18 protein-coding genes are annotated in these 21,894 nt (G+C 65.5%); 9 read left to right on the forward strand and 9 right to left on the reverse strand.

What is annotated here, in order from left to right; genetic code table 11:
* Positions 1-2 precede the first annotated feature (2 nt).
* Genes BHK69_RS19645 through BHK69_RS19660 form a run of 4 tightly spaced genes read left to right on the forward strand, consistent with a single transcriptional unit; the run spans position 3 to position 5,429 of the window.
* Positions 3-944, forward strand: coding sequence for a carbohydrate ABC transporter permease (locus BHK69_RS19645; RefSeq protein WP_083269876.1), 942 nt, complete (start codon positions 3-5; stop codon positions 942-944).
* Positions 941-1,993: a carbohydrate ABC transporter permease gene (locus tag BHK69_RS19650; RefSeq protein ID WP_069691569.1), complete on the forward strand. Its 1,053-nt coding sequence runs from the start codon at positions 941-943 to the stop codon at positions 1,991-1,993. Before BHK69_RS19645 ends, BHK69_RS19650 begins: the two co-directional genes overlap by 4 nt.
* Before the next feature lie 16 nt (positions 1,994-2,009).
* A complete protein-coding gene (locus BHK69_RS19655; protein WP_069691570.1) occupies positions 2,010-3,092 on the forward strand; it encodes an ABC transporter ATP-binding protein in 1,083 nt (360 codons plus the stop codon).
* Between the two features lie 51 nt (positions 3,093-3,143).
* A complete protein-coding gene (locus BHK69_RS19660) occupies positions 3,144-5,429 on the forward strand; it encodes a glycoside hydrolase family 31 protein (RefSeq protein ID WP_069691571.1) in 2,286 nt (761 codons plus the stop codon).
* A 117-nt stretch (positions 5,430-5,546) separates the two neighbouring features.
* Here BHK69_RS19660 and BHK69_RS19665 read toward each other — a convergent pair whose 3' ends face one another.
* Genes BHK69_RS19665 through BHK69_RS19680 form a run of 4 tightly spaced genes read right to left on the reverse strand, consistent with a single transcriptional unit; the run spans position 5,547 to position 11,594 of the window.
* Positions 5,547-6,878: a lysine N(6)-hydroxylase/L-ornithine N(5)-oxygenase family protein gene (locus tag BHK69_RS19665; protein WP_069693813.1), complete on the reverse strand. Its 1,332-nt coding sequence runs from the start codon at positions 6,876-6,878 to the stop codon at positions 5,547-5,549.
* 5 nt (positions 6,879-6,883) lie between these two features.
* Positions 6,884-8,719, reverse strand: coding sequence for an IucA/IucC family protein (locus BHK69_RS19670; protein WP_069691572.1), 1,836 nt, complete (start codon positions 8,717-8,719; stop codon positions 6,884-6,886).
* Entirely contained in the window at positions 8,716-9,801 is a 1,086-nt protein-coding gene (locus tag BHK69_RS19675; protein WP_069691573.1) for a GNAT family N-acetyltransferase, read from the reverse strand. Before BHK69_RS19675 ends, BHK69_RS19670 begins: the two co-directional genes overlap by 4 nt.
* Complete coding sequence (locus BHK69_RS19680) at positions 9,798-11,594, reverse strand: IucA/IucC family protein (protein ID WP_069691574.1); 1,797 nt, start codon at positions 11,592-11,594, stop codon at positions 9,798-9,800. The genes BHK69_RS19675 and BHK69_RS19680 overlap by 4 nt, the downstream gene beginning before the upstream one ends.
* A 180-nt stretch (positions 11,595-11,774) precedes the next feature.
* Here BHK69_RS19680 and BHK69_RS19685 point away from each other — a divergent pair, with 180 nt between their 5' ends.
* Together BHK69_RS19685 and BHK69_RS19690 are read left to right on the forward strand one after the other, a co-directional pair.
* Positions 11,775-12,905, forward strand: coding sequence for an MFS transporter (locus BHK69_RS19685; protein ID WP_244548255.1), 1,131 nt, complete (start codon positions 11,775-11,777; stop codon positions 12,903-12,905).
* Positions 12,906-13,242: 337 nt separating this feature from the next.
* Positions 13,243-14,235 (forward strand): helix-turn-helix transcriptional regulator, encoded by a 993-nt coding sequence (locus BHK69_RS19690; RefSeq protein ID WP_158516244.1) that lies wholly within the window; start codon positions 13,243-13,245, stop codon positions 14,233-14,235.
* 39 nt (positions 14,236-14,274) lie between these two features.
* On the opposite strand, the gene BHK69_RS19695 is transcribed toward BHK69_RS19690, so the two are convergent.
* The 3 genes from BHK69_RS19695 to BHK69_RS19705 are packed head-to-tail and all read right to left on the reverse strand — an operon-like array spanning position 14,275 to position 18,146.
* Entirely contained in the window at positions 14,275-15,525 is a 1,251-nt protein-coding gene (locus tag BHK69_RS19695; protein ID WP_069691577.1) for an MFS transporter, read from the reverse strand.
* On the reverse strand, positions 15,522-15,896 hold the full coding sequence (locus BHK69_RS19700) for a hypothetical protein (protein WP_069691578.1): 375 nt from the start codon (positions 15,894-15,896) through the stop codon (positions 15,522-15,524). Before BHK69_RS19700 ends, BHK69_RS19695 begins: the two co-directional genes overlap by 4 nt.
* Positions 15,897-15,902: 6 nt before the next feature.
* The gene (locus tag BHK69_RS19705) at positions 15,903-18,146 is read right to left on the reverse strand and encodes a TonB-dependent receptor (protein ID WP_069693814.1); all 2,244 of its coding nucleotides are present in this window, start codon (positions 18,144-18,146) and stop codon (positions 15,903-15,905) included.
* Positions 18,147-18,668: 522 nt separating this feature from the next.
* On the opposite strand from BHK69_RS19705, the gene BHK69_RS19710 reads away from it, so the two are divergent.
* Complete coding sequence (locus BHK69_RS19710) at positions 18,669-18,947, forward strand: type II toxin-antitoxin system Phd/YefM family antitoxin (RefSeq protein WP_069691579.1); 279 nt, start codon at positions 18,669-18,671, stop codon at positions 18,945-18,947.
* Positions 18,944-19,279, forward strand: coding sequence for a type II toxin-antitoxin system RelE/ParE family toxin (locus BHK69_RS19715; protein ID WP_069691580.1), 336 nt, complete (start codon positions 18,944-18,946; stop codon positions 19,277-19,279). The genes BHK69_RS19710 and BHK69_RS19715 overlap by 4 nt, the downstream gene beginning before the upstream one ends.
* 315 nt (positions 19,280-19,594) lie before the next feature.
* Here BHK69_RS19715 and BHK69_RS19720 read toward each other — a convergent pair whose 3' ends face one another.
* Positions 19,595-20,245: a TetR/AcrR family transcriptional regulator gene (locus tag BHK69_RS19720; protein ID WP_069691581.1), complete on the reverse strand. Its 651-nt coding sequence runs from the start codon at positions 20,243-20,245 to the stop codon at positions 19,595-19,597.
* Positions 20,246-20,395: 150 nt separating this feature from the next.
* On the opposite strand from BHK69_RS19720, the gene BHK69_RS19725 reads away from it, so the two are divergent.
* Positions 20,396-21,031, forward strand: coding sequence for an isochorismatase family protein (locus tag BHK69_RS19725; protein WP_069693815.1), 636 nt, complete (start codon positions 20,396-20,398; stop codon positions 21,029-21,031).
* Between the two features lie 53 nt (positions 21,032-21,084).
* Here the strand turns inward: BHK69_RS19725 and BHK69_RS19730 are convergent, their stop codons facing one another.
* Positions 21,085-21,891, reverse strand: coding sequence for an MBL fold metallo-hydrolase (locus BHK69_RS19730; protein WP_069691582.1), 807 nt, complete (start codon positions 21,889-21,891; stop codon positions 21,085-21,087).
* Between the last annotated feature and the right edge of the window lie 3 nt (positions 21,892-21,894).

The following is a 21,894-nucleotide window of genomic DNA, read 5'->3' on the forward strand; positions in this document are numbered from 1 at the left end:
TGATGCGGCTGATCGATTGGCCGATGCGGGGGCTGCAGCGGCTCCTCGGCGAGCGCCGGATGGCCTATGTCTTCCTGCTGCCGAACCTGGTGTTCTTCTCGCTCTTCGTCTTCCTGCCGCTCATCATCAACGTCGTCTTCTCGGTGACGGGCGGGGCGGCCCTGTTCCCGTCGGAGCGGCCCTATGTCGGAGGTGGGCAGTACGCCTATCTCTTCGACTGCGACAGCTTCCTCGATCCCGGCTCGTGCCGGGAGGACCATTTCTGGCGCGGCGTCGCCAATACGCTGCGCTTCACGACCTTCCAGGTCGTCGCCATGGTGCTGTTCTCGCTGGTCACCGCGGTGGTGCTCAACATGCGCATCCGCGGCCGCGGCTTCTTTCGCGCCGTCTATTTCTTCCCGGTCCTGCTCTCGCCCGTCGTGGTGGCGCTGATCTGGAAGTGGATTCTGCAGCGTGACGGCCTGCTCAATGCCGGTCTCACCGCGCTGGGCGGCCAGAAGATCCTGTTCTTCATCGATCCGGGCTGGGCGATGTTCTGGGCAGTCTTCGTCTCGATCTGGGCCCATATGGGCTTCTACACGCTGATCCTGCTCGCCGGCCTCCAGGCGATTCCCGCGGATCTCTACGAGGCGGCGGAAATGGATGCGACGCCGCGCTGGCGCGCCTTCTGGCGCATCACCTTGCCGCTGCTCTGGCCCAATCTCGTCGTCGTCATCGTGCTGGCGCTGATCCGCGGCGTGCAGACCTTCGATGAGGTCTTCGTGCTGACGGGAGGCGGGCCGGGCACGGCGACGCTGATGGTCGTGCAGTACATCTACGAGACGGCCTTCTCCAACCAGGTGCAGAATTTCGGGCTGGCGGCAGCGGCCTCGGTGGTGCTCGGCATCGTGCTGTTCGGGCTGACGCTGGCTCAATTGGCCGCCAGCCGCAGGAGGTCGGCATGAATCGTGTCGCGCGCCTCCTCCTGGTCCGGCGCAAATCCGGGCGCTGGCATTGGACCGATATCGCCGCCTACACCTATCTGGCTCTCGGCGTCGTGCTGATGTTCGGGCCCGTGCTCTGGCTCGTGCTGTCCTCCTTCAAGACGCAGGCCGGCCTGCTGGAGTTCCCGCCCTCGCTGCTGCCGATGTCACAGCGCGAGGTCATGGTGCAGGGCTTTCCGCAGCCTTTGCCGCTCTTCAGCACGACGCTCGATGACGGCTCGACGAGGGTTCTGGCCCAGGTCCGGCGCATCGGCATCGTCGCGCAGATGGTCGATCCGGAGAACCCGGCCCAGCAGTTCCGGATACCGATCGACAAGCGCACGCCGGTGCGCGAATTCAAGCTGGCGATGGAGAACTATACCGAGCCGCTCGAACGCTTCGCCTTCGCGCGCTTCCTCGGCAATTCGGTCTTCGTCACGGTGGTGGCGACGCTGATCACGCTGCTGATCAACTCGATGGCCGCCTATGCCCTCTCGATCTACGAGTTCAAGGGCAAGAACGCCGCAATGCTGATGGTGGTCGGCACGCTGATGATCCCGATCACCATCATCCTGGTGCCGGTCTATCTGGTGATCACCGAACTCGGCCTGGTCAATTCGCTCTGGGCCGTGATCCTGCCGGGCGCCGCGACACCGACCGGCGTCTTCCTCCTGCGGCAATACATGCTGACCCTGCCGCGCGACCTGATCGAGGCAGCGCGCATGGACAAGGCCTCGGAATGGCAGATCTATTGGCGCATCGTGATGCCGCTCGCCATGCCGGCGCTCGCCGTGCTCGCGATCTTCTCGATCATGTGGCGCTGGAACGAGTTCCTCTGGCCGCTCGCGGTCTTGACCAAGACCGAGGTCCATACGCTGCAGATCGGCCTCAACGCCTTCCAGGGCGAGCTGCAGACGCAATGGCACTATCTGCTCGCGATGACGGTAGCGACGCTGGCGCCTGTCGCGCTGGTCTTCGTCTTCCTGCAGCGCTTCATCACCACCGGCATCGCCAATACGGGAATGAAATGACCGGAACAGGTTCTCCATGGCTGAACTGACGCTCAGCGGCATCACCAAATCCTTCGGCGCGACCACGGTGATCCATGCCGTCGACCTGCATGTCGCGGATGGCGAATTCGTCGTCTTCGTCGGCCCATCCGGCTGCGGCAAGTCGACCTTGCTGCGCATCATCGCCGGGCTGGAGGAGGTCACGACGGGGTCGATCGTAATCGATGGCGCCGACGTCACCGGGCGGCCGGCTTCCGAGCGCGGGCTTGCGATGGTGTTCCAATCCTATGCGCTCTATCCGCATATGAGCGTCTACAAGAACATGGCCTTCGCGCTCGAGAATATGGGCCTGAAGGCGCCCGAGATCGACGCCAGGGTGCGCCGCGCCGCGACCATGCTGCGCCTGACCGACTATCTCGAGCGCAAGCCAAAGGCGCTCTCGGGCGGGCAGCGCCAGCGCGTCGCCATCGGCCGCGCCATCGTGCGCGATCCAAAAATCTTCCTGTTCGACGAGCCCTTGTCGAATCTCGACGCCGAATTGCGCGTCGCCACGCGCAAGGAACTCGCCGGCCTGCATGCAGAACTCGGCGGCACGATGATCTATGTCACGCATGATCAGGTCGAGGCGATGACGCTGGCTGACCGTATCGTGGTGCTCCAAAGCGGGCGTATCGAGCAGATCGGCACCCCGCTCGAGCTCTACAACAGGCCTGACAACCTCTTCGTCGCGGGCTTCATCGGCTCGCCGCGCATGAACCTGCTGCCGGCCCGCGCCGCAGGGCAGGGGACCGTCGCTGTGGGGGAGACCGGGCAAGTGGTGGAGCTGGGTCGCGAAACCGCGCTCGCGGCTGGAGCTTCTGTGACCCTCGGCATCAGGCCGGAGCACATCGCTCTTGCGGGAGAGGGCGAGGCAGGTCTCGCCATGACGGTCGATCTCGTCGAACGGCTCGGCGGGGAGAGCTATCTCTACGGCTCCGCGCCCGGGCTGCCGCAGATCACCGTGCGGCTGGACGGGCAGACGAGTCATGGCCGAGGCGACCACGTCGCCCTGCGTTTCCAGCCGGCGCATCTGCATCTGTTCGATGCGGCCGGCAAAGCTCTGCGGCCCGACCGAGCCTGAACGCCGCCGCGCAAACCTTCATTCTCTTATCTGTCCTGCTGGAGCCCCGTGATGAAAGCCCTGACGCAAGGCCGCTATATCGGCCGCGATGGAGAAGCCGCCCTGTTCGATGTCGGGCTCGGCAACACCATCGCCGTTCGCATTCTCGAAGGCGACATTGGCAGGGTCACATTGAAGCCGCAGGACGGCTATCGGCTCGACCGCGGCTGGTCGATCGCACCCGGCGGACTGGAGCCGTCCTATGAGGGGCGTCCGCGCGACGATCTGTCGGGTTTCGCGAACCCGACGGCGAGCATCACGGAGGGCGAGGGTAGGGTGGTGCTGTCAGTCGGCGGCCTTTCCGCTGAGATCACGCTCGAGCCCTTCGGCATCGCCTGGCGCCGCGAGGGCGAGGAGGCCCCGTTCCTGCGCGACCGACCGACCCAGGCCTATCTCACCTCGCCGCGTACCGGCGCTGTCGCGCATTATATGGCGCGGGATTATCACGAGCGGCATTATGGCCTTGGCGACAAGGCAGGCCCGCTCGACCGCACCGGCCGACGCTTCGCCATCGATGCCGTCGACCCTTGCGGCTTCGACGCCGAGCTGAGCGATCCGCTCTACAAGATGCTGCCCTTCTTCATCGTTGACGGCCCGCAGGGCGCCCATGGCGTGTTCTACGACAACCTCGCCACCGGCTCGGTCGATCTCGGCTGCACGCTCGACAATTATCACGGCCTGTTCCGCTCCTGGCGCGGCGACGATGGCGACCTCGACTATTACGTCCTGGCTGGCCCGACCGTGCCTGCGGTGACGCGCCGCTTCTCCTGGCTCACCGGCGGGCAGGCCTTTGCGCCGCGCTGGTCCTTCGGCTTCGGCGTGACGTCCATGGCGATCGCCGATGCGCCCGATGCCGATGCCCGCATCAGCGATTTCATCGGCAAATGCGAGACACACCGCATTCCCTGCGACAGCTTCCATTTCGGCTCGGGCTACACGCAGATTGGCCATCGCCGCTACGCCTTCAATTGGAACCGCGACAAATTCCCCGATCCCGCCGCGACGATGGCGCGGCTGAAACAGGCGGGCCTGCAGCCGGTCGCCAATCTAAAACCCTGCCTGCTTGACGACCATCCACGGCTCCAGGAGGCGCTGGACCAGGACATCCTGGTGAAGGACGGCAAGACCGGGGAGCCGGCGGTCGCGCAATTCTGGGATGGCCTCGGCTTCCACATCGACTTCACCAATCCCGCTGGCCGGGCCTGGTGGCGCAACGGCATCGAGACTGCACTGCTCGACTACGGCTTCAGCACCGTCTGGAACGACAACAACGAATACGAGATCTGGGATGAGGACGCGCTCTGCCATGGCGATGGCCGCCCGTTCCGGCAGGCCCTGGCGCGCCCGGCCCATGCGCTGCTGATGACCAAGCTTTCCTATGAGGCGCAAGCCGCGCGGGAACCCGGCAAGCGGCAATATTCGGTCACGCGCGGCGGCGGCGCCGGTATTGCCCGCTACAGCCAGACCTGGTCCGGCGACAACGAGACCGCCTGGAAAACCCTGCGCTACAACCTCACCCAGGGGCTCAATATGAGCCTGTCGGGCCTGTTCAGCATCGGCCATGATGTCGGCGGCTTCCACGGGCCGACGCCCGGTCCCGAGCTCTTCGTGCGCTTCAACGAGTTCTGCGCGCTCTGGCCGCGCATGGTGATGAATTCCTGGAACGATGACGGCGTCGTCAACCTGCCCTGGATGTATCCGCAGGTGATCCCGCAGGTGCGCGAGTCAATCGGCCTGCGCTACCGGCTGATGCCCTATCTCTATACCCAGATGTGGCGCGCCAGCCGCGACAATGAGCCCGCAGTACGCCCGCTCTTCTACGATTTCCCCGATGATCCGGCGGTGCGCAGCATCGATGACGCCTTCATGCTCGGCCCCGACATCCTGGTTGCGCCGGTGCTGGAGGAGGGCGCGACACAGCGCGAGGTCAGCCTGCCCAGCCATCCCGGCGGCTGGTATGACTGGCATGGCGGCCAGTATTACCCCGGTGGCGGCGTGGTCAGCGTCGAAGCGCCGCTCGGGCGCCTGCCGGTCTTCGTCCGTGCCGGAGCCATTATCCCGGTCGGCGATGCCGAGCGGTTGAGCCCGGTGCGGGAACTGCTTGCCTTCGGTGCGGATAAGGATGCGCGCGGCGAGCTTTACGAGGATGATGGCGAGACCACCGGCTGGCGCGACGGCAGCGGCCTGCTCAGGAGCTTCTCGCTCAAGGACGGCGTCCTATCGGTCCGCAGCGAGGGCCAGTATCGCCCCGGCCTCGACACGATCCCCGTCAGGAACATGGGCAAGGCACAGCCTTAGAGGTTGCTATGGGCTCTAGGCTGCTTGCCACGTTCGCGACGAGAGCATCTGGCGACGGTGCTTGCGCTCAACCTCTTCGGTGACGCCCTGCGCAACGCATCCGATCCCCGCAGCCGCTCAAGGTGAGAACAGCCGCCCATTCGAGCGCGCCGTGTCCAGGCGAGCGTCTGTGTGCATCTGACTGCGCCAGTTCACCATGGAATTCGGCACCTCGACATCGAACTGGCGCCGGCCGAGCAGCGCATTGGCGATCACCGCGCCGCGCCAGGCCATCAGGCTGAGCTGCGGTTCGGCGATACCATGGCTGATCAGGCCCGCATTCAGGGCAAAGATCCGGTTCGCGCTTGGGCCGTCCCAGGCGACGGCGAAGTCCGCGTCAGGCACGGGGCGTCCCGTGCGATCGATGACGATGCGCCCAGTCAGCGGGGCGAGACAGTCGGGCAGCTCGTAGCGGTAGCCGGTCGCGAGAATGACGATCTCCGCATGGCCGATCCCCATCATCCCGTCCATGCCGTTGCGCATGATGAGCTGGTAGCCGCCCTCTCTCGGCTCGGCGTTGACGACATCGCGATGCGGCAGGAGCTCGACCTCCGGGCCAGATGGCTCCAGATGCCGCAATACGTAGAGACGGCGATAGATGGCGGTGAGCGTCTCGCTCGACACCCCGTCACCGGCGAGCTTCTCGCGCTCCACGGTGGCGTGGCGACGCGGCTCCGGGAGATCGCGGAAGCTTGCGACATAAGGTGGTGTGAAGAGCTCGTTGGTGAAGGGCGTCTCGTCGAGCGGCAGGAAATTGGGACGCTGGCTGATCCAGGCGACATGGCTCGGCGCATTGTCAGTCTGGTTCAGCAAGTGCAGCAGGATTTCGGCGCCGCTCTGGCCGCCGCCGATGACCGCCACGCGCTTGCCGGCGCAGGCCCCCAGCCGGAACCGCGCCTGTGAGGAATGGAAATGGTCATCCTCCCTCAGCCGGTTGGCGAAGGCCGGCAAGGCCGGCTTCAGCCCGACACCGAGCGCGATGTTGCGAGCGCGCTGCTCCCGCTTGCCGCTGCGCAGGATGAAGTTGCGGCCATCGAAATCGACCTCGTCGATGCCGGCGCCGAAACGCAGGGTCGGCAGCCCCTGTGCCGCCCAGCTGAGATATTGCGCGAATTCGCGCCGCGGAATTGCAGCAAAATCCGCGTTCATGAAATCGTAGAAGCGCTTCTTCGCCACCAGGAAGGAGAGGAAGCTCCAGGGGCTCGAGGGATGGGTGGCGCTCACCAGATCCTTGAGGAAGGAGGTCTGCAGCGTCACGTCCGGCAGCATCATGCCGGGATGCCAATCGAACGCGTTGCGGCGCTCGAAGAACAGCGCCTCGACGCCTTCGACCGCGTCGAGATGCGCCGCGAGGCTGAGGTTGAACGGCCCGATGCCGATGCCGGCCAGGTCGAGCGGGTGGTTTGTCATCATGGCTAGGCTCCGACGAGGCTGCGCGGCTGCTCCGTTTCGGAGCGCTCGGCGAGATGAAGGGGGTTGTCGAGATTGCTGCCGAGGCTCGGGACCGGACGGCGATTGGCGTCGCCATAGCCGATGGCCAGCCGCACCCGGTTGATGCAGATACGCGGCACCTTGGCGGTGAACAGGTCGAACAGGGCGAAGCGCGCGGCCAATTCCGGATGAGCCGCCTGATAGCGCCGCAGGCTGCGGGCGAGGCAGGCATAGAAGCGCAGCTCCGGGAAACCGTCATGCGTCTCCAACGCATCCGAGAGGAAGCGCAGGACGCTGGCGAAGTGGCCGGTCTGAAGATGCTGCTGCAGATGGGCGGCGGGCCGGCGCTGCAGTACCGCCTTGATCTCCGGGGCGAGGTCGTCCGCCTCCGGGAAATCCTGATCGACGAGGTCGGCGTCGCCCTGCAGATCCTTGAGCGCGACACCCTTGGGCGCGAATTGCTCCAGCACCAGCGTGACGTTCTGGCCATGGGCGATGAAGCCGACGCCGTAGCGGCACAGGAAGTGGTAGAGCGGCACGGCGACCGCGTCGAAGAAGCGCTCCAGCCAGGCCTCGTGCGACAGGCCAGAGCGGGCGATCAGCGCGCTCACGATCGGTCGCCCCGCCGCGGTCAGCTTGGTGAGCGCGCCCAGCATCATGGCGTTCTGGCCGGGTTCCAGATGGGTCTCGACCGACTCGCGCCAGATCGCGCCGAGCATCTCGCGGAACTGATAGGGCACGCCCTCGATCCGCTCGTAGAGCGGATGCGGATAGAAGGCGCCGGCCGGTTCGCGCAGCACGGTGGCTGGAGCGAGTGCCGGGTCGGTCGCTGCTTTCTCCGCGAGCCAGGCCGAGAAGGCCGGCCCAATCGCCATGTACTTCCCCGGTACGCCGCGCCAGGCCGAGGTGTTGAGGATGCTGAGCGAGAGCTTGAGGTGCAGCGCACGCGGGGCGCTGGCATTGGCGAGCGTCCGCAAGGATTGCTGCGGCAGGTAGCCGCTGCCGAAGGAGCCGAGCGGCAGGAGCCGGCCGGCCGCGATCTCGCCGGCGAACTGCAGCGCGACCATGTTGTCCCACTGCCAGGGATGCACGGGCATGAGCAGATAGCGCGAGCGGTCCAGGCCAAGCTTCTGGCAGGCCTCCAGGCAAGCCTCTTCGAGCCGGCGCGGCTCAGTGGGGTCGAGCGAGGCGGCGAGGAGATCCTCCTCCAAGATCGCGGGATCATGCGAGATCTGGCAGGCCTCGCGCGCGGCCGCCACCCAGAAGAGCTGCAGCTCGGCCTGGAACTCCGGCGCATAGGCCTCGGCATCGCCGAGCCCCCAGCCGATGCGCCCCTTGGCGGCGGGCGCCTTCGGATGCCCTTCGAGATATTGCTGCAGCAGATGGTCGGGCAGGGTGATCAGCACATCCTCGCCGATCGCGGCGTTGATGGCCGCGACCCTGGCATCCGAGGACAATGTGCTCGACAATTCCCGGATGTAGATGGCGAGCGTGTCGGGCTCGATCTCCAGCACAGCGCTCGCATCGATCATGAAGCTGGCGACATCGTCCGCCGGGGCAGCGAGCGCGCCGTCATGGCGCGACAGGCTCCGGGGCTCGATCGCGAGATTGCCCCAGATGCGCCGCTTCGCCTTGAAGCGGTAGCTCACCGTCTCGCCGAGCCGCAGCGTCCAGAGCTCGTGCTGCTCGTCCAGTGGTTCGGGCTTCAGCCCTTCCTCGAAGCTAAGCTCGCTGATCGCCCGGGCGATGAGGGCCTGGTTGAGCTCGCGCCACAACCTGGCCTCGACCGGCCAGCCGCCGGGGAGGGGGCCGAGAGTCACAGTGCGATCTCCCGGAAGAAGCGCTCGCGCTCGCAGCAGACGAGAGCCGCGCGCTTATGCGGGAAGTCGAACTCCTTGACCTTGTCATAGGCCACGTCCGCGCAATAGCTCAGCATCTTGTGATGCGAGGCGCGCGGTTCTCCGACGATGCGCTGGGTGCGCGGCTCGTCAAGGAAGAGATAATGCGTGAGCGAGCGGAACCAGGCCAGCGTCTTGGCGCGGCCGAGATGACGCGGATTGCCGATGAGGCCGTGCCAGCCCCTGTCGAAATCCTCCACCTCGTAATGCGGGCCGAGCCGGTCCTCCTTGGCCCAGTAGAACTCGAAATAGCCGACAGGCTCGTCGTCGAAGCTGCCGATCACGCCGAAGAGATGCGGATCCGCCTCCTGCTCTGCGAGGTAGCGGTCGAGCTCCTCGCGCGATTGCGCCAGCTCCCAGAAGAAGGCGACGCGCGGCTGGTTCATCCAGTGGTGGAACAGGTCGAGGTCGCGGCGGCGGTCGATGGTGCGCAGCGAGAGCGTCATGCCCAGATGCGGCATCCAGCGCCGGTAGATCACCCCGTTCGGCTGCGCCGGCCGCAGCACCGGCAGGCGCTCCGCCGGTCCAAGCGAGGAGCGGATCGCCGGATAGGCCGCATGCGCACCGGCCTGCCGCCAGAGCAGCGGCAGCTGCTGGAAGACGCTGCGGGCGATCACCGCGCAGTCCAGGCCATCAGCCGCCCGGCCGGTCTCGACCGAGAGCCCCACGATCGCGGGCTTGCGGGCATAGCCGGGAAGCTCCAGCCGCGACAGCGACGGGGCACTCTGGAAAGCCGCTTCGATCAGGGCTGCGAGCGCATCCGCATCGGCGGGATGGTCGCCGTCCGGCCGGGTCACCTCGAGGCGGCCGCTCGCTGCATCCACTGCGGTCGTGAGCCGCGCTTCGATCCCGCGCTCCACGCCCCCCGTGAACAGCACGCCGTCAGCGCTGTCGCTGGCCTCGATGACGAGCGCGCTCTCGCCGCGCGCCGGGAAGTGCCGGCTGGTTGCCCGCTTCGTCAACGGGGTCACGGCGGCAGTGTCGATCCTGGGAGCGATGGTCATGACCGCGCTCCCGCGATCGGATTGGGCAGCTCGACATAGCCGGCGAGCGGGTCCGTCACATCGGTATTCTCGTTGATGTTGCGGAAACAGATCATGAAATTCCCCTTGCTGAGGAGGGTTGGCGAGGTGAGGAGGTAGTCGAGGCAGGTCCTGTCGCGCAGCGGCTGCGCGGCGAGCGCCAACAGCGCAGCGCGCAGCGCTGCGAGCAGACGCTCTTCGCTGGCAAGACCGGCAAGGGCGAGCGCGCCGATGACCGAGAAAACGCTGTTCACGATGAGGTAGTAGCCGGCGAGCCTGGCCGCATAGGCGCTGTCGAAGACATGCCCGGCCTCGAGCCGCACATCCGGCGCCTGCGCCGCAAGCTCCGGCAGGAATTCGCGGACATAGCCGGTGCCCTGGCAGTCGCGGAAATGCAGCGTGACGGGCCAGCCGTCATCGAGGCCGACGACGATGTTCTGCTGATGCGCGCCGAAGAGCAGACCGTGATCGGCCTGGATGCCGAGCAGGGGGAGGGCGACGTTGTGCAGGAAGCGTTCGAACCAGGCCAGCGCCGTCGCGGCAGGGGCGCTGCCCTGGCGCGACGCGATGCGTCCGATGGTGGTCGAGAGCGCGCTGCTGCGCCCATCCGGACCGATCTCGCAGAGCGCCGCCAGTACCGCCACGGGGCTGTGTTGGCGATCGCCGCTGAACGGGTTGTCGCGGAAGACGACGATGGTCGAGCGCAGCGTCGCGCCGGTCTCGTCGCGCAAGGCGAGGTAGCCTGGCTCCCCCATGACCCGAAAGCTCGGAAACCGCGCGGCGATCCGCTGTCCCACCGGCCCCGCCAGGAGCTTGTCGATCTCAAGCCCGCGCTCGCATTCATAGGGTTCGATGATGCGCTGCGAATTGGTCAATCGCAGGTTCAGCGACATCTTCAGCATCCAGGCGGCATGCGCTGCATGGATGCTGCGCAGGGACGAGGTGGCGTGCCAGTTCGAACCGGCCGGGCCGAGTGCGCGGATGTCGCCGGCCGTCATCAGGCGTGTGATCGCGGGATCGAGCATGAGCTGCGAGGCTTGCCAGGGATGCATCGGCAGCAGCACGCGCCCCTCGTCCACCTGCCGGCGAATGGCCGGTTCCATGGCGGGATCGTCAATGGTGAGGCTGGCGGCCATCTCCGAGGCAGCCTGCCCGCGCGAGCTGCCCTGAAGCACGATCTGCGGCGAGACGGACCACCAGTGCAGCGCGAAGCCCCGGCCGTATTCGGGCGAGAAGCGGCGCGTATCCTCCAGCGTGAACTGGTCGCGGCTGCGCGGTGTCGGGTGCACGTTATGGCCGAAGCGCAGGGCCTGCTCGGCCTCGATGAAGCTCGGATCGCGTTCGGCGAAAACCGCCTCGCCGAGGCAGGGATGGCGCAAGGCGTCTTCGATGGTGGCGAGGCTGTCGAGCGCGCGACGCAGGAAGACGAGCCCTCTTACGTCGGAATCCGCGCCCGCAATGCCGGGTTCTGCCGTGATCAGGTTCAACAGCTCGGGGAAGGAGACGACGCGCATCGCGCCTTCGGGTCCGATCTCGTAGAAGGGCGGGCGCAGACCATGGGCGCCGACCTGGGAGAGATGGGTGAGCGCAACATGGATCTCGCGCCCGGCAAGCGGCAGCTTGAGAACGTGGCGCGGAGATCCGGAATCCGCAGCGGATGCGCCATCCCCGTTCCCGATGGACCAGCCTTGCCAATCCCGCATCAGGCTCAGGAGAAGTGCGCGCGCCGAGATGCGGCTGGCGAGCTCCAGGGTTCTGGGTTTGGTTTCGATCATGGTTCGACCTTCATTGTCGAGGTATACGGCTCAATAATTCTGACAAATTCTCAGATTAGAATTCGTCTATATTGTATATTTCGCTTTTATATCGAAGACATCACATGTATCGGCGTGATTTGGATTGATTGCTTCGAGGGATTTGCGATGGCGGCCAGGGATGTGACTCGACTCTCGCTCATGGCGGCAACCGTCGGCTTCGGCCAGTCGGCGCTGCTGGCGCTGGTGCCGATCATCTCGGGGGCGACGGGGCTCGATGCGCCGGCGATCGGCGCGATCGGCTTTCTCGGTGCGCTCGCCTTCCTCGCCGCCGCGCCGGCCTGGGGCTACCGCGAAGGCGGGCTGCGCAGCCGCTTCCGGCTGCTGGCCTGGCTGATGGTCGGGGCGCAGCTCGTGTTCCTGGGCGTGCTGACGGCCGGACCGATGCCTGCCGTGCTCGCCTTCGCGCTGCTGGCTGGTTCGCGCATCGTCTACAGCGCCGCGGCCGCAGGCGTGATGCCGCAGGCGCAAGCCGCGATCGTGCGGATGAGCAGCCCGGAGAAGCGCCATGCCGCCCTGGCGCGATTGAGCGCCGGTCTGTCCGTTGGCCGTGTCCTCGGCCCGCTCGTCACCTTGCCTGGTGCGGCGGGCCTGCTGCCGGCGCTCGCGGTCATGACGGTCATGCCGCTCGCCCTGCTGGCCGGCCCGGACATCGCGCCCGCCGAGCGACAAGTGGAGCAGGCTCCACGTCGGCGGGATGTGGCACGCGCCGTCTTGCCCTTGCTGGGCGTCGGCTTCGCTCTGACGCTCGGCCTCGGCCAGATTCAGATCACGCTCGGTCTCTTCCTGCAGGCGCGCTTCGGCCTGGACGCCCATGCCGCCGCCCGCTGGAGCGGCGTGACCTTCATGCTGGTCGCTGTGGCGATGATCGTGGTGCAGCTCCTTCTGGTGCCGCGCCTCAGGGGCCGGCTCCTGCGCAGCTTGCGCATCGGCCTGGTCGTCTTCGCTCTCGGCAGCGCCGCAGCAGGCTTCGCCCCTTCGGTGTTCGTCGTCATGCTCGGCGCCATGATTGCCGGCGGCGGCATTGCGCTTGCGACGCCCTCCTATACGACCTGGCTCGTCGGCCGGATCGCGCCGCGGGAGCAGGCCGCCGCCGCGGGCTGGCTCGCCAGCGTGCATGTGCTGGGGCAGGGCGCGGGCGCGCTGAGTGGCGGGCTCGCCTTCGCGCTGTCGCCGCTCGCGCCCTTTCTCATCTGCGCGGGGCTCGGAGCCGCAATCGCCCTGGCGCTCGCTTATATCGAGCCGCCGCGCGATCATCGCGAGGCCCCATAAGTTCGCGCGCCGCCAGCCGCCTCCGCTTCGCTGGAACGCGCCAATGCAAAAAGGCAATGATGAATTGCTGCGGAAAGCATATCGCGTCCAAATTTCTCATAATTCAGCGGAAACATCGGCCGTCAAGCGGATCAGCCTCGGGTATCTAGGCATTTATACTTTTAGGTATTCGCTAGTTTTAAATTAGAATAAACAGGAAATGGCTGCATATTTGACTTCTGCGGCTTTCGTAACAATTGAATTCTGTAGCTTTTGTTTGCATGCTGGTGGAAATGAATTCTTGGACTGGTGCGAAATGCCTAGCGGACTGAAACGCAGTGCTCAGGAGGCGGCTCCTGTGTCCGGGCGAGGGCGGCGCTCTTCCCCAGTGGAGGAGCCTGGCCCGCTCTGGCTGCTCTCCAGTGAGATGCCGCAATCCGAGATCGACCTTCATCTCGGGGCGAGGGCGGAGCGGCGTTTCGTTTTCGATGGGGCGAGCCCGGCTCCGTTCGGCGCCAGCGCCATGCTGCGGCTGGAGCCCGATATCGGCCTGATGTCGTTGTTCGCGCCGAGTGCGACGGTTTCATTGCCCGTGCGGGATCTGGGCGCGGAGGGCGAGGCTCTGCTGCTGCGCCCGGCCGATGGCGCGCTGATCGTGACCTGTGGCGCGCGCCGGGCCGTGGTCGGCGGCCGCGAGGCCATTCTCCTGATGGCGCCTGCCCAGGCAACGCTGCTGCCGATGCAGATCTCGCGTCTCGATTGCCTGACCATCCCGACTGACGCGGTCAGCGAGCGGGCGCGTGTCTCGGCGCAAGAGCTGCGCGTTTTCGGGGCAGGCGACGACGCCTTGCAGATGCTCGGCAACTATGGCGCGGCGTTGCTGCGCGGGATGATACCGATCAGGACGTCCGAACTGCGCGAACTCGCCAGGCATTTCATGTTCGATCTCGTCAACATCATGTCGCCGGAGAGCCTGCCGGGCCGCGAGCCTCGGCATCGCCCCGACGAGCGGATGAACGCGATCAAATCCGATATCGAGGCGAGGCTCGAGGACCGCAGGCTGACCGCGCGCGAGATCGCCGAGCGGCATGGCATCAGCCTGCGCTATCTCCAGAAGCTGTTCGAGGACGAACGAACGACCTTCTCGGAATTCGTGCTGCAGCGCAGGCTGGACAGGGCCTTGCGCCTTCTGCAGTCGGCCGGTTCCTGGGAGACCAGCATCACCGAGATCGCCTTCGGCGTCGGCTTCGGAGATCTCTCTTATTTCAACCGCACCTTCCGGCGCCGCTTCGGCGCCGCGCCGCGCGACATCAGGGCAAACCAGCGCGCCATCGTCGCGGTGCAGGCTTAGAGCCGAAGCAGGATCAAGAAGCCGCCGAGACCCTGCTGCTCAGGCGCCCGCGCTTTTCGACCGCCGCCACAGCATCAGCATGCGCAGCGTGGCCAGGACGGCGATGGCCGACAGCGCGGTCGCGATCGCGAAGAGCCAGCCATAGCCGAGCGCGTCGGCGAGCTTGCCGGCGAGCATCGAGCCGACGAGATAGACGAGCAGCTGTGCGCAGGCCAGGATGGTGAAATCCGTGCCGGGCTGGTCGGAGGTCGTCACCGCCATGAACAGCGAGTAGAGCGCGACGATCTCCATATAGCGGATCAACGTCTGGAAGCCGGCCGCGCCGAACAAGGGCCAGGAGCCGTTGACGACGCCGACTGCGTGAAAGGTGAAGAGAAGGAAGCACAGGGTCCTCATGCCACCGAGCAGGCCGAGCACGAAGGACAGGCCGCGCCGCTTCACCAGCCATGCGGCGATGAAGGAGCCCGCGAGACCCGCCGTGGTCGCCGAGAGGCCGGAGAGGTAGCCGATCTGGTCGAGCGGGATGCCGGCATCGACGAGATAGGCACCTTCCATCGCCTTCACCAGGCCTTCGCTCGCCCGGTAGATCAGCGCGATCCAGAGGATCTGGCGGGCCTCGGGGCGGCGCAGGAAGGCGCGCAATGAGGGCTTTTGCAGCGCCGGCGCGGCGGCGTCGCTTTCGCGCATCAGCGCGGCGGCCGCCAGCGGCAGCAGCGACACGGCCGCGATGACGAGAAGCATGCCGGTCCAGCCGATGCGGTGATAGAGCACGAGGCCGAGCGTGCCGCCGATGACGACGCCGAAGGCGATCGCGCCGCCCTGGATCGCATTGCCGATCGCACGGTCGGCCTCCGGCAGGTATTTCGCGGCATAGCCGTCCGTGGCGATGTCTTGCGTCGAGATCAGCAGTGAGGCGATGAAGCCGACCGCGACGATGCCGACGATGTTCGTGGGGCCGATCGGGATCAGGGCGAGGATGGCGAGGATCGTCGCGCTCTGCGTGATCAGCACCCAGCCGGCCCGGTGCGCCCGCGCGAAGGGCCTGACGCGATCGACCCAGGGCGCCCAGAACAGCTTGATGACGAGCGGCAGGAGCAGGATGCTCATATAGCCGATCGCGGTTCGCGACACGCCGGCTTCACGCAGGATCGGCGGGATCGCCGCGACGAACAGATAGGACGGGATCGACTGGGCGAGATAGAGCCCGGCGAGAACGCCGAACAGGCGGTAGCGCCCGATGGGCTCGCGCCCATCGAGGCCGGTGGCACCAGCCGGAGAGGTTGCTGTCACGGCACGGCCGCCTGATGCTGGAGCAGGAAGGCCCGGCCGGCCTCCTCCTCGCGCCCCGCGATGATCGGGAAGGGCCAGAGCCGGCGGAAGATCTCCGCCGTCTTCTCGTCCGCGTCGGGCCGGATGATGGCGCAGGCCTGGCAGAACTGGCTCAGGCGTGCCTTCGTCGCCTTGAACCAGAGCGCCTGCTCGCGCTCGCCAGCCTGCGAAAGCGCCCGCCTGCCGCCGAAGATCGTCAGCAGGACGTAGGGCTCGGCGCGCTCGCCGATCCTGGCGAGCGCGTCGAGATAGGCGCGCTCATCGCTGTCGAGATAGGGCGGTAGATAACGCAACGTCAGGATCGCGTCGGCGCCGATGTCGAGACTGACCATGGCGCGTCAGAAGGTTTTGCGGAAGCCGACCGTCACGGTGCGGCCCCAGGCATAGTTGGCGAGGTTGCGCACCGAGGTCGCGGTCGGGTTCTGATAGGCCCGGTCGAACAGGTTGTTGACCGCGACATAGGCCTCGCCCTCCCAGACCGGCGCGGTGAAGGCGGCGTTCATCGTCACGGCGCCCTTCAGCTTGTAGCGGGTGCCCGTGAGATCGATGGCGACGTCGCGGTCCGAGAAGCCTTCGCCCTCGAGGCGCAGCTGCATGCCGTTCACGAAACGATAGCTGCCATAGAGCATGCCGCGCCAGGGCGAGCCGATGCGGTTGTTGGGCAGATAGCTGTCGAGCTTGCCATCCTTGTTCGTGTCGTAGCGGCCCTCGCGATAGGACACGACCGAGCCCATGGTGAACTGCTCGGTGAAGGCGTAGTCCGCCGTCGCCTCCGCGCCCCAGATGCGCTCCTTCTGCTGCGAGAGCGTGTTGGTGGCGGCATCGAAGGTCACCCCGTCGTCCGAGGTGCTGATATAGCCGGTCAGCGATCCCTTGAAGGCGCCGTAGCTGCCGCGCACCCCGAGCTCGTAATTGTTGACGATCTGCGCCTCGGGCGCGATCGAGGCAAAGCTGATCGAGCGGCGGCTGGCCGGCAGGCAGTTGATGTTGGCCAGGGTGCAGGCATAGGCGGTCGAGAGACCGGCGCGCCGGGTGAAGGCGCCGACATCGGGCAGCGCAAAGCCCTGCGACCAGCCACCGAAGACTTCGCTCGTGTCAGACAGCTTGACCGTCGCGCCGAGATTGCCGGTCAGTGCCGAATAGTTGAAATTGCCGCCCGTCACATTGAGGGCGGGCAGAACGAAGCTCTGATAGCCGAGCGCGTTGTTCGCGGCCACGGCCGCATAGGCCGCCGGGCGGACATAGTCGCTGACCGAGAGCGCGAAATGCTCGTAACGCAGGCCGCCGCGCAGCACGAGCCGCTCCCCGATCGGGATCTGCAACTGGCCGAAGCCCGCGGTGGTCGTCTGCTTCAATGGCGTGAAGACGTCCTGGCCGTTGGTCAGCGTCTGCCAGGTGCGGTCCTGGATCAGGTCGCCGCCCCAGGTCAGCTTTGCGCCGGGCAGGAGCCGGTCGAGCGAGGTGTCGATCGTGACGTTCACGCCGCCGCGCTGGGAGTAGAGCGTCGTCTGATTGTCCGGGCTCGTCGGCGAAAGCGGGTTGAAGGAGTAGTAGACCTGCGTGTTGTAAGGGTATGCGAAGGTGGAATAATTGAAGCGCTTCTTGATGTCGTTGTAGTAGCCGAGCACGCTCAGGCTGCCGAGCGCGAAATCCTTGTCGGTGTAGCGCAGCGAGAGTGACTTGGTGTCCTCGATGACGTTCTGGCCGGGATAAAGCCGCGTCCGGTCCGGGCGGGCGTAGGAGGCGGCGTAGTTCGTCAGATATTTGGGATCCTGGTCGAGGGCGATCAGCGAGCCGTTGATCTCGATGCGCTTGCTCGCGTCGAAATCATAGCCGAGCTTGGCCAGCAGGTTGCCGGCCTTGTAGCGGTCACCGCCGCCCTGGCCGAGCAGGCCGTCCGAGGGCAATTCACGGCCGGCGCCGTCATAGGTGCGTCCGGCGCCGCGTCCGCTGGCCGTGACCAGGTAGTCGAAGCCGTTGGGAACCTTGCCGGAAACCGTGATGGAGGCCTCCGGAGCGAGCGAGCGGCCGATATTCTGCGTGAAGGCGCGCATTGCGGTGTTGACCGTGACGGTCGGCTTGCCCTCCGCCGCCTTCTTGGTGATGAAATTGACCGTGCCGCCGGTCGCGCCGGCGCCGTAGAGGCTCGAGGCTCCGGCCACGACCTCGATGCGCTCGACCGAGTTGAGATCGATCATCGACAGGATGCGCGAGACATCGCGCAACGGCGTGGTCATCGGTACGCCATCGACCAGCACGAGCAGGTCGCGCCCGCGATAGTTTTCCGAGGCGCTGGACACCGTCTGCGTGGACATCGAATAGCCGGGTACCAGCTTGCCGAGGGCGGCAGCGGCGCTCGGGCTGAACTTGAGCTGCTCCTCTATCTGAGCCCGGTCCAGGACCTGGACCGATTGCGGCGTCTCCGCGGTGCTGCGCTCGGTGCGCGCCGCCGTGACGGTGATCGTGTCGAGATTGATGACGGGGCTCGGACTGGCCTGGCCGAAGGCGGCGGTGGCCGCTGACAGGGCGGCGAGGCTTACCGTGAACGCAAGGCTTGCCGTGAACGAAAGGAGCTTTGTCATCTTGGTGCCCGTCAATCTCTTTTAGAAAGTCGCTGTGAGCGGAAAGCAATGTCGGAGTCATTCTCCGGGTGGAGGCCTTGTCTTCAGTTTTGAATTAAAATAAACTGGATATAGTCTTCTTCTGTTTCCGCATTTCCGTCATATTCCCTAACGGCTCTCTATGGTGTCCGCGGGTGATAGACTTGGACTTGAGCGAACACTGAATGGGACAGAAGCGAACGGACACGCAGGCGAGGACCGATGTGTCGTCGCTGCAACGCGGCTGCGCTATGCTGTAACGGCCGATCCGCCAATTCGGCTCGTTTCTCGGAAGAGGGGGAGGGCCGGGCGATGGCCGCCTCCTCAATGCAATCGAGAACGAGCGCGCAGGCGGTGGCGTGGGCGAAGATCGCATCCTGGCGGTACCGATGCGGCGTGTTCGTCTCGCTCGACGGTCAGCTTCGATAGAGGCTGCTGCCTATGCAGTTGCAGCGCGCTCACGCCCGAACTATATTCGGACTGAATTTAGTTCGGGAGGTCCCTTTGCGGTATTCTGCACAAGTCAAGCCGATCAGCTATCTGAAGGCCAACGCAGCCGACATCCTCCTCAACCTCGCCGAAAGGCGAGAGCCTCTGGTGATCACGCAGAATGGCGAGGCTAAGGCGGTGCTGCAGGATGTTGCTTCCTTTGAACAGACGCAAGAGACGCTCGCGCTGTTGAAGCTGCTTGCTATCGGCAATCAGGATGTCGATGCAGGCAAGACCAAGCCAGCTCGCGCTGTCGTCGAAAGACTGCGCGGAAAAGCGGCCGATAGTCGATGAAGGAGGGCCGCTTTGAGGTCGAGCTGACGCAAGGCGCGGAGGATGATCTCGAAGCCATTCACGACTACCTTGCCGAACACCGTTCAATGGAAGCGGCCGAGTCGTTGCTCGGTGCATTCATTGAGAAGATCTCCACACTGGAGCGTTACCCGGAACGGGGCAGCTTTCCCAAGGAGCTTGAGGCGTTAGGTATTCGGGAATTCCGGCAGATTCTGCTCGATCCGTATCGCCTAATCTACCGCGTGATTGGCGGCAAAGTCGTCATCTTCGTCATCGCCGACAGCCGCCGCGATATGCAGGCTTTGCTTGAACGCCGGCTGCTTGGCCGGTGATCGCGAGCCTGCTCCGCTGTTGCGCTGAGCGCGAACGGACGAACCTTGGCGTGCTGTGACGTCGTCCGCGGAAAAGCGACGGACGAGTCGGAGCAGGGGCGGCGCAGCTTCTCGGCCCATGAACGCTCACGTACAACCATCAATCGCGCTACACGACAGCGATCGGGCCATACCAGGGAAGAAGCCCTACTGGTGTGATTCGCATAAGACATATTATGGAACTTAAATTGATCCTGAGCCCGGGCTCGCTCAGTCTCGATTGCAGCAAGCTTTCTCTTGGTAGCACCGATTTGCCAATAGCTTGCCGGATGTCTCTCACCTGCTTTCTTTGACGACCGGCCTGGCGAACATGACGTCTCCCGCGGCGCCGTCGATGATGTGCGGCAGCATGGCTTTCCAGGATTCGATCATCTCACGATAGTAGCTGGGCTCGGGGCGCAGCACGGTTTGCACGCCCATGCCGCGCATCAGGCAGACGGTCAGATTGAGGACGATGCGCGCCTGGCGCGGCGAGCGGCGCTGCGGATCGCAGAATGCCAGCCAGATCTCGTCCAGCGCATCGTGGAAGCGCTTCACCACCGGGATCATGCGCTCGCGCAGGCTCGCGTCGTTGCGCGCCTCGGTGATCATCTCCAGCGACAGATAGAAGAAACGGCCGGAAAACAGCCGCCACAGGAATTCGACGAAATCGCCGAGCGAGACCTTGCCGTCCTGCAACTCACTGGCGACGGCCTTGATCTGCCTGGTGCCGTCCTCGAGCAAGGCCTCCATCGCGGCGAGCACGATGTCGGCCCGCATCGGGAAGTGATGCAGCAGTGCGCCGCGCGAGACGCTGGCGCGCACGGCAATCTCTTGCGTGGTCGCGGCGTGGTAGCCGACCTCGAAAATCTCGTCGAGCGTGGCCTGGATCAGCCTTTCCCGCGTCAGGACGCTACGCAATTGCTGTTGTCTCGACGATTTTTCCATGACGCCATCCGACTGCAATGACCGGCCACGCACTATGCGCCGGGCGACAGGATAGCGGGTTCCGCTAAAAAAACAATCTTGCTTGCTTTTTTATAGCAATGGAAGATGGCATGCGGACACCTTCCTATCCCCGCATGATGGAGCCAGATGATGTCGGATGACTATGCAAATCGCAGCTATGGCGAGATTCCCGTCGGCTTCGGCAAGAAGCCGGGCATCGTCGTCGTCGATTTCCAGCTCGGCTTCACCGACCCGCAATACCCGCTCGGCGGCGCGCCTCTGGTGATGCGGGCGCTCGATAACACCGAGCAGCTGCTCAAGGTGGCGCGGCGCTACAATGTGCCCGTCGCGGTCTGCAATACGGCCTATCTGAACGAGCGCGAGATGCCCTATTGGAAGATCACGGCGGTGCGCGAGACCTTCCGCCACGACCACCCCAGTGCCGCGCTCGATCCGCGAATCCATGATCCGGCCTATGATCTGACAGTGTGCAAGAAGGGCCCGTCGATCTTCTTCAACACCGGTGTCAGCGACTATTTCACCAAGGAACGCGTCGACACGGTCATCGTTACCGGCTGCAACACCAGCGGCTGCATCCGCGCGAGCTCGATCGACAGCTTCAGCTACCGCTATCGCACCATCGTGCCGGAGGATTGCGTCGGCGATATCGAGCAGCAGCCGCACAAGGACAATCTGCGCGACCTCGGCCGCCGCTATGTCGACGTATCGGATCTCGCAACCGTGCTGGCGCAGATCGAGGACTGGCATCGGCAGAACGCCGAATAGGACGCGCTTCGGATCCCGAGCCTCAACTTCGCTCGAAAACGCTTCAACGCGCCCTACCCGGCCTTCGACGTGATCGTCATACCGTCGAAGGCCGCCTCGATCCCCTCCGGCAAGCGCCGCGACAGTACCGCATAGTCGAGATCGCTATGCAGATTGGTCAGGATCGTGCGGCGCGGCTTGAGTTCTGCGATCGCCGCCAGCGACTGCTCCAGATTGAAATGGCTCGGATGCGGTGTCTCGCGCAGACAATCGAGGATCAGGATGTCGAGACCGGCCATCGCAGCCTTGGCCTGCGCCGGCAGGACGCTGACATCCGGGAGATAGGCCAGGTCGCCGAACCGGAAGCCGAGCGATTCGTAGCCCGGACCATGCTCGACGGCGAAAGGCAGCGCCTCCAGGGGCTTCCCGGCGCCCTCTATCGTCAAGGGACTGCCGACCCGCATCGGCTTCAGGTCCAGGATCGGCGGATAGGTGCTGCCGGGCGGTGTCTCGAAGATATAGCCGAAGCGGAGGGCAAGCGTCGCGGATGTACGCTCGTCGGCGTAGACCGGCAGCCTGCGGCGCATATGCATGACCAGCGCGCGCATGTCGTCGATGCCGTGGGTGTGGTCGGCATGGTCATGCGTGATCAGCACCGCATCGAGATGCATCACGCCGGCGTCGATCAATTGCTCGCGCAGATCGGGCGAGGTGTCGACGATCAGGCTGGTCGTTCCATTCGGGCCGACGCTTTCGACCAGGATCGAGCAGCGCCGCCGCCGGTTCTTCGGCTCGGCGGGATCGCAGGCCCCCCAGCCGGAGCCGGGGCGCGGCACACCGCCAGACGAGCCGCAGCCGAGGATGGTGACCGTCAGCGCCATGCG

It is taken from the genome of Bosea vaviloviae (assembly GCF_001741865.1).
GTDB classification, from domain to species: Bacteria; Pseudomonadota; Alphaproteobacteria; order Rhizobiales; family Beijerinckiaceae; genus Allobosea; species Allobosea vaviloviae.

Bases quoted from the DNA above. Each gene is read 5' to 3' on its own strand.
- BHK69_RS19645 (WP_083269876.1), top strand. From the start codon at position 3: ATGCGGCTGATCGATTGGCCGATGCGGGGGCTGCAGCGGCTCCTCGGC.
- BHK69_RS19650 (WP_069691569.1), top strand. From the start codon at position 941: ATGAATCGTGTCGCGCGCCTCCTCCTGGTCCGGCGCAAATCCGGGCGC.
- BHK69_RS19655 (WP_069691570.1), top strand. From the start codon at position 2,010: ATGGCTGAACTGACGCTCAGCGGCATCACCAAATCCTTCGGCGCGACC.
- BHK69_RS19660 (WP_069691571.1), top strand. From the start codon at position 3,144: ATGAAAGCCCTGACGCAAGGCCGCTATATCGGCCGCGATGGAGAAGCC.
- BHK69_RS19665 (WP_069693813.1), bottom strand. From the start codon at position 6,878: ATGACAAACCACCCGCTCGACCTGGCCGGCATCGGCATCGGGCCGTTC.
- BHK69_RS19675 (WP_069691573.1), bottom strand. From the start codon at position 9,801: ATGACCATCGCTCCCAGGATCGACACTGCCGCCGTGACCCCGTTGACG.
- BHK69_RS19680 (WP_069691574.1), bottom strand. From the start codon at position 11,594: ATGATCGAAACCAAACCCAGAACCCTGGAGCTCGCCAGCCGCATCTCG.
- BHK69_RS19685 (WP_244548255.1), top strand. From the start codon at position 11,775: ATGGCGGCAACCGTCGGCTTCGGCCAGTCGGCGCTGCTGGCGCTGGTG.
- BHK69_RS19700 (WP_069691578.1), bottom strand. From the start codon at position 15,896: ATGGTCAGTCTCGACATCGGCGCCGACGCGATCCTGACGTTGCGTTAT.
- BHK69_RS19705 (WP_069693814.1), bottom strand. From the start codon at position 18,146: ATGACAAAGCTCCTTTCGTTCACGGCAAGCCTTGCGTTCACGGTAAGC.
- BHK69_RS19715 (WP_069691580.1), top strand. From the start codon at position 18,944: ATGAAGGAGGGCCGCTTTGAGGTCGAGCTGACGCAAGGCGCGGAGGAT.
- BHK69_RS19720 (WP_069691581.1), bottom strand. From the start codon at position 20,245: ATGGAAAAATCGTCGAGACAACAGCAATTGCGTAGCGTCCTGACGCGG.
- BHK69_RS19725 (WP_069693815.1), top strand. From the start codon at position 20,396: ATGTCGGATGACTATGCAAATCGCAGCTATGGCGAGATTCCCGTCGGC.
- BHK69_RS19730 (WP_069691582.1), bottom strand. From the start codon at position 21,891: ATGGCGCTGACGGTCACCATCCTCGGCTGCGGCTCGTCTGGCGGTGTG.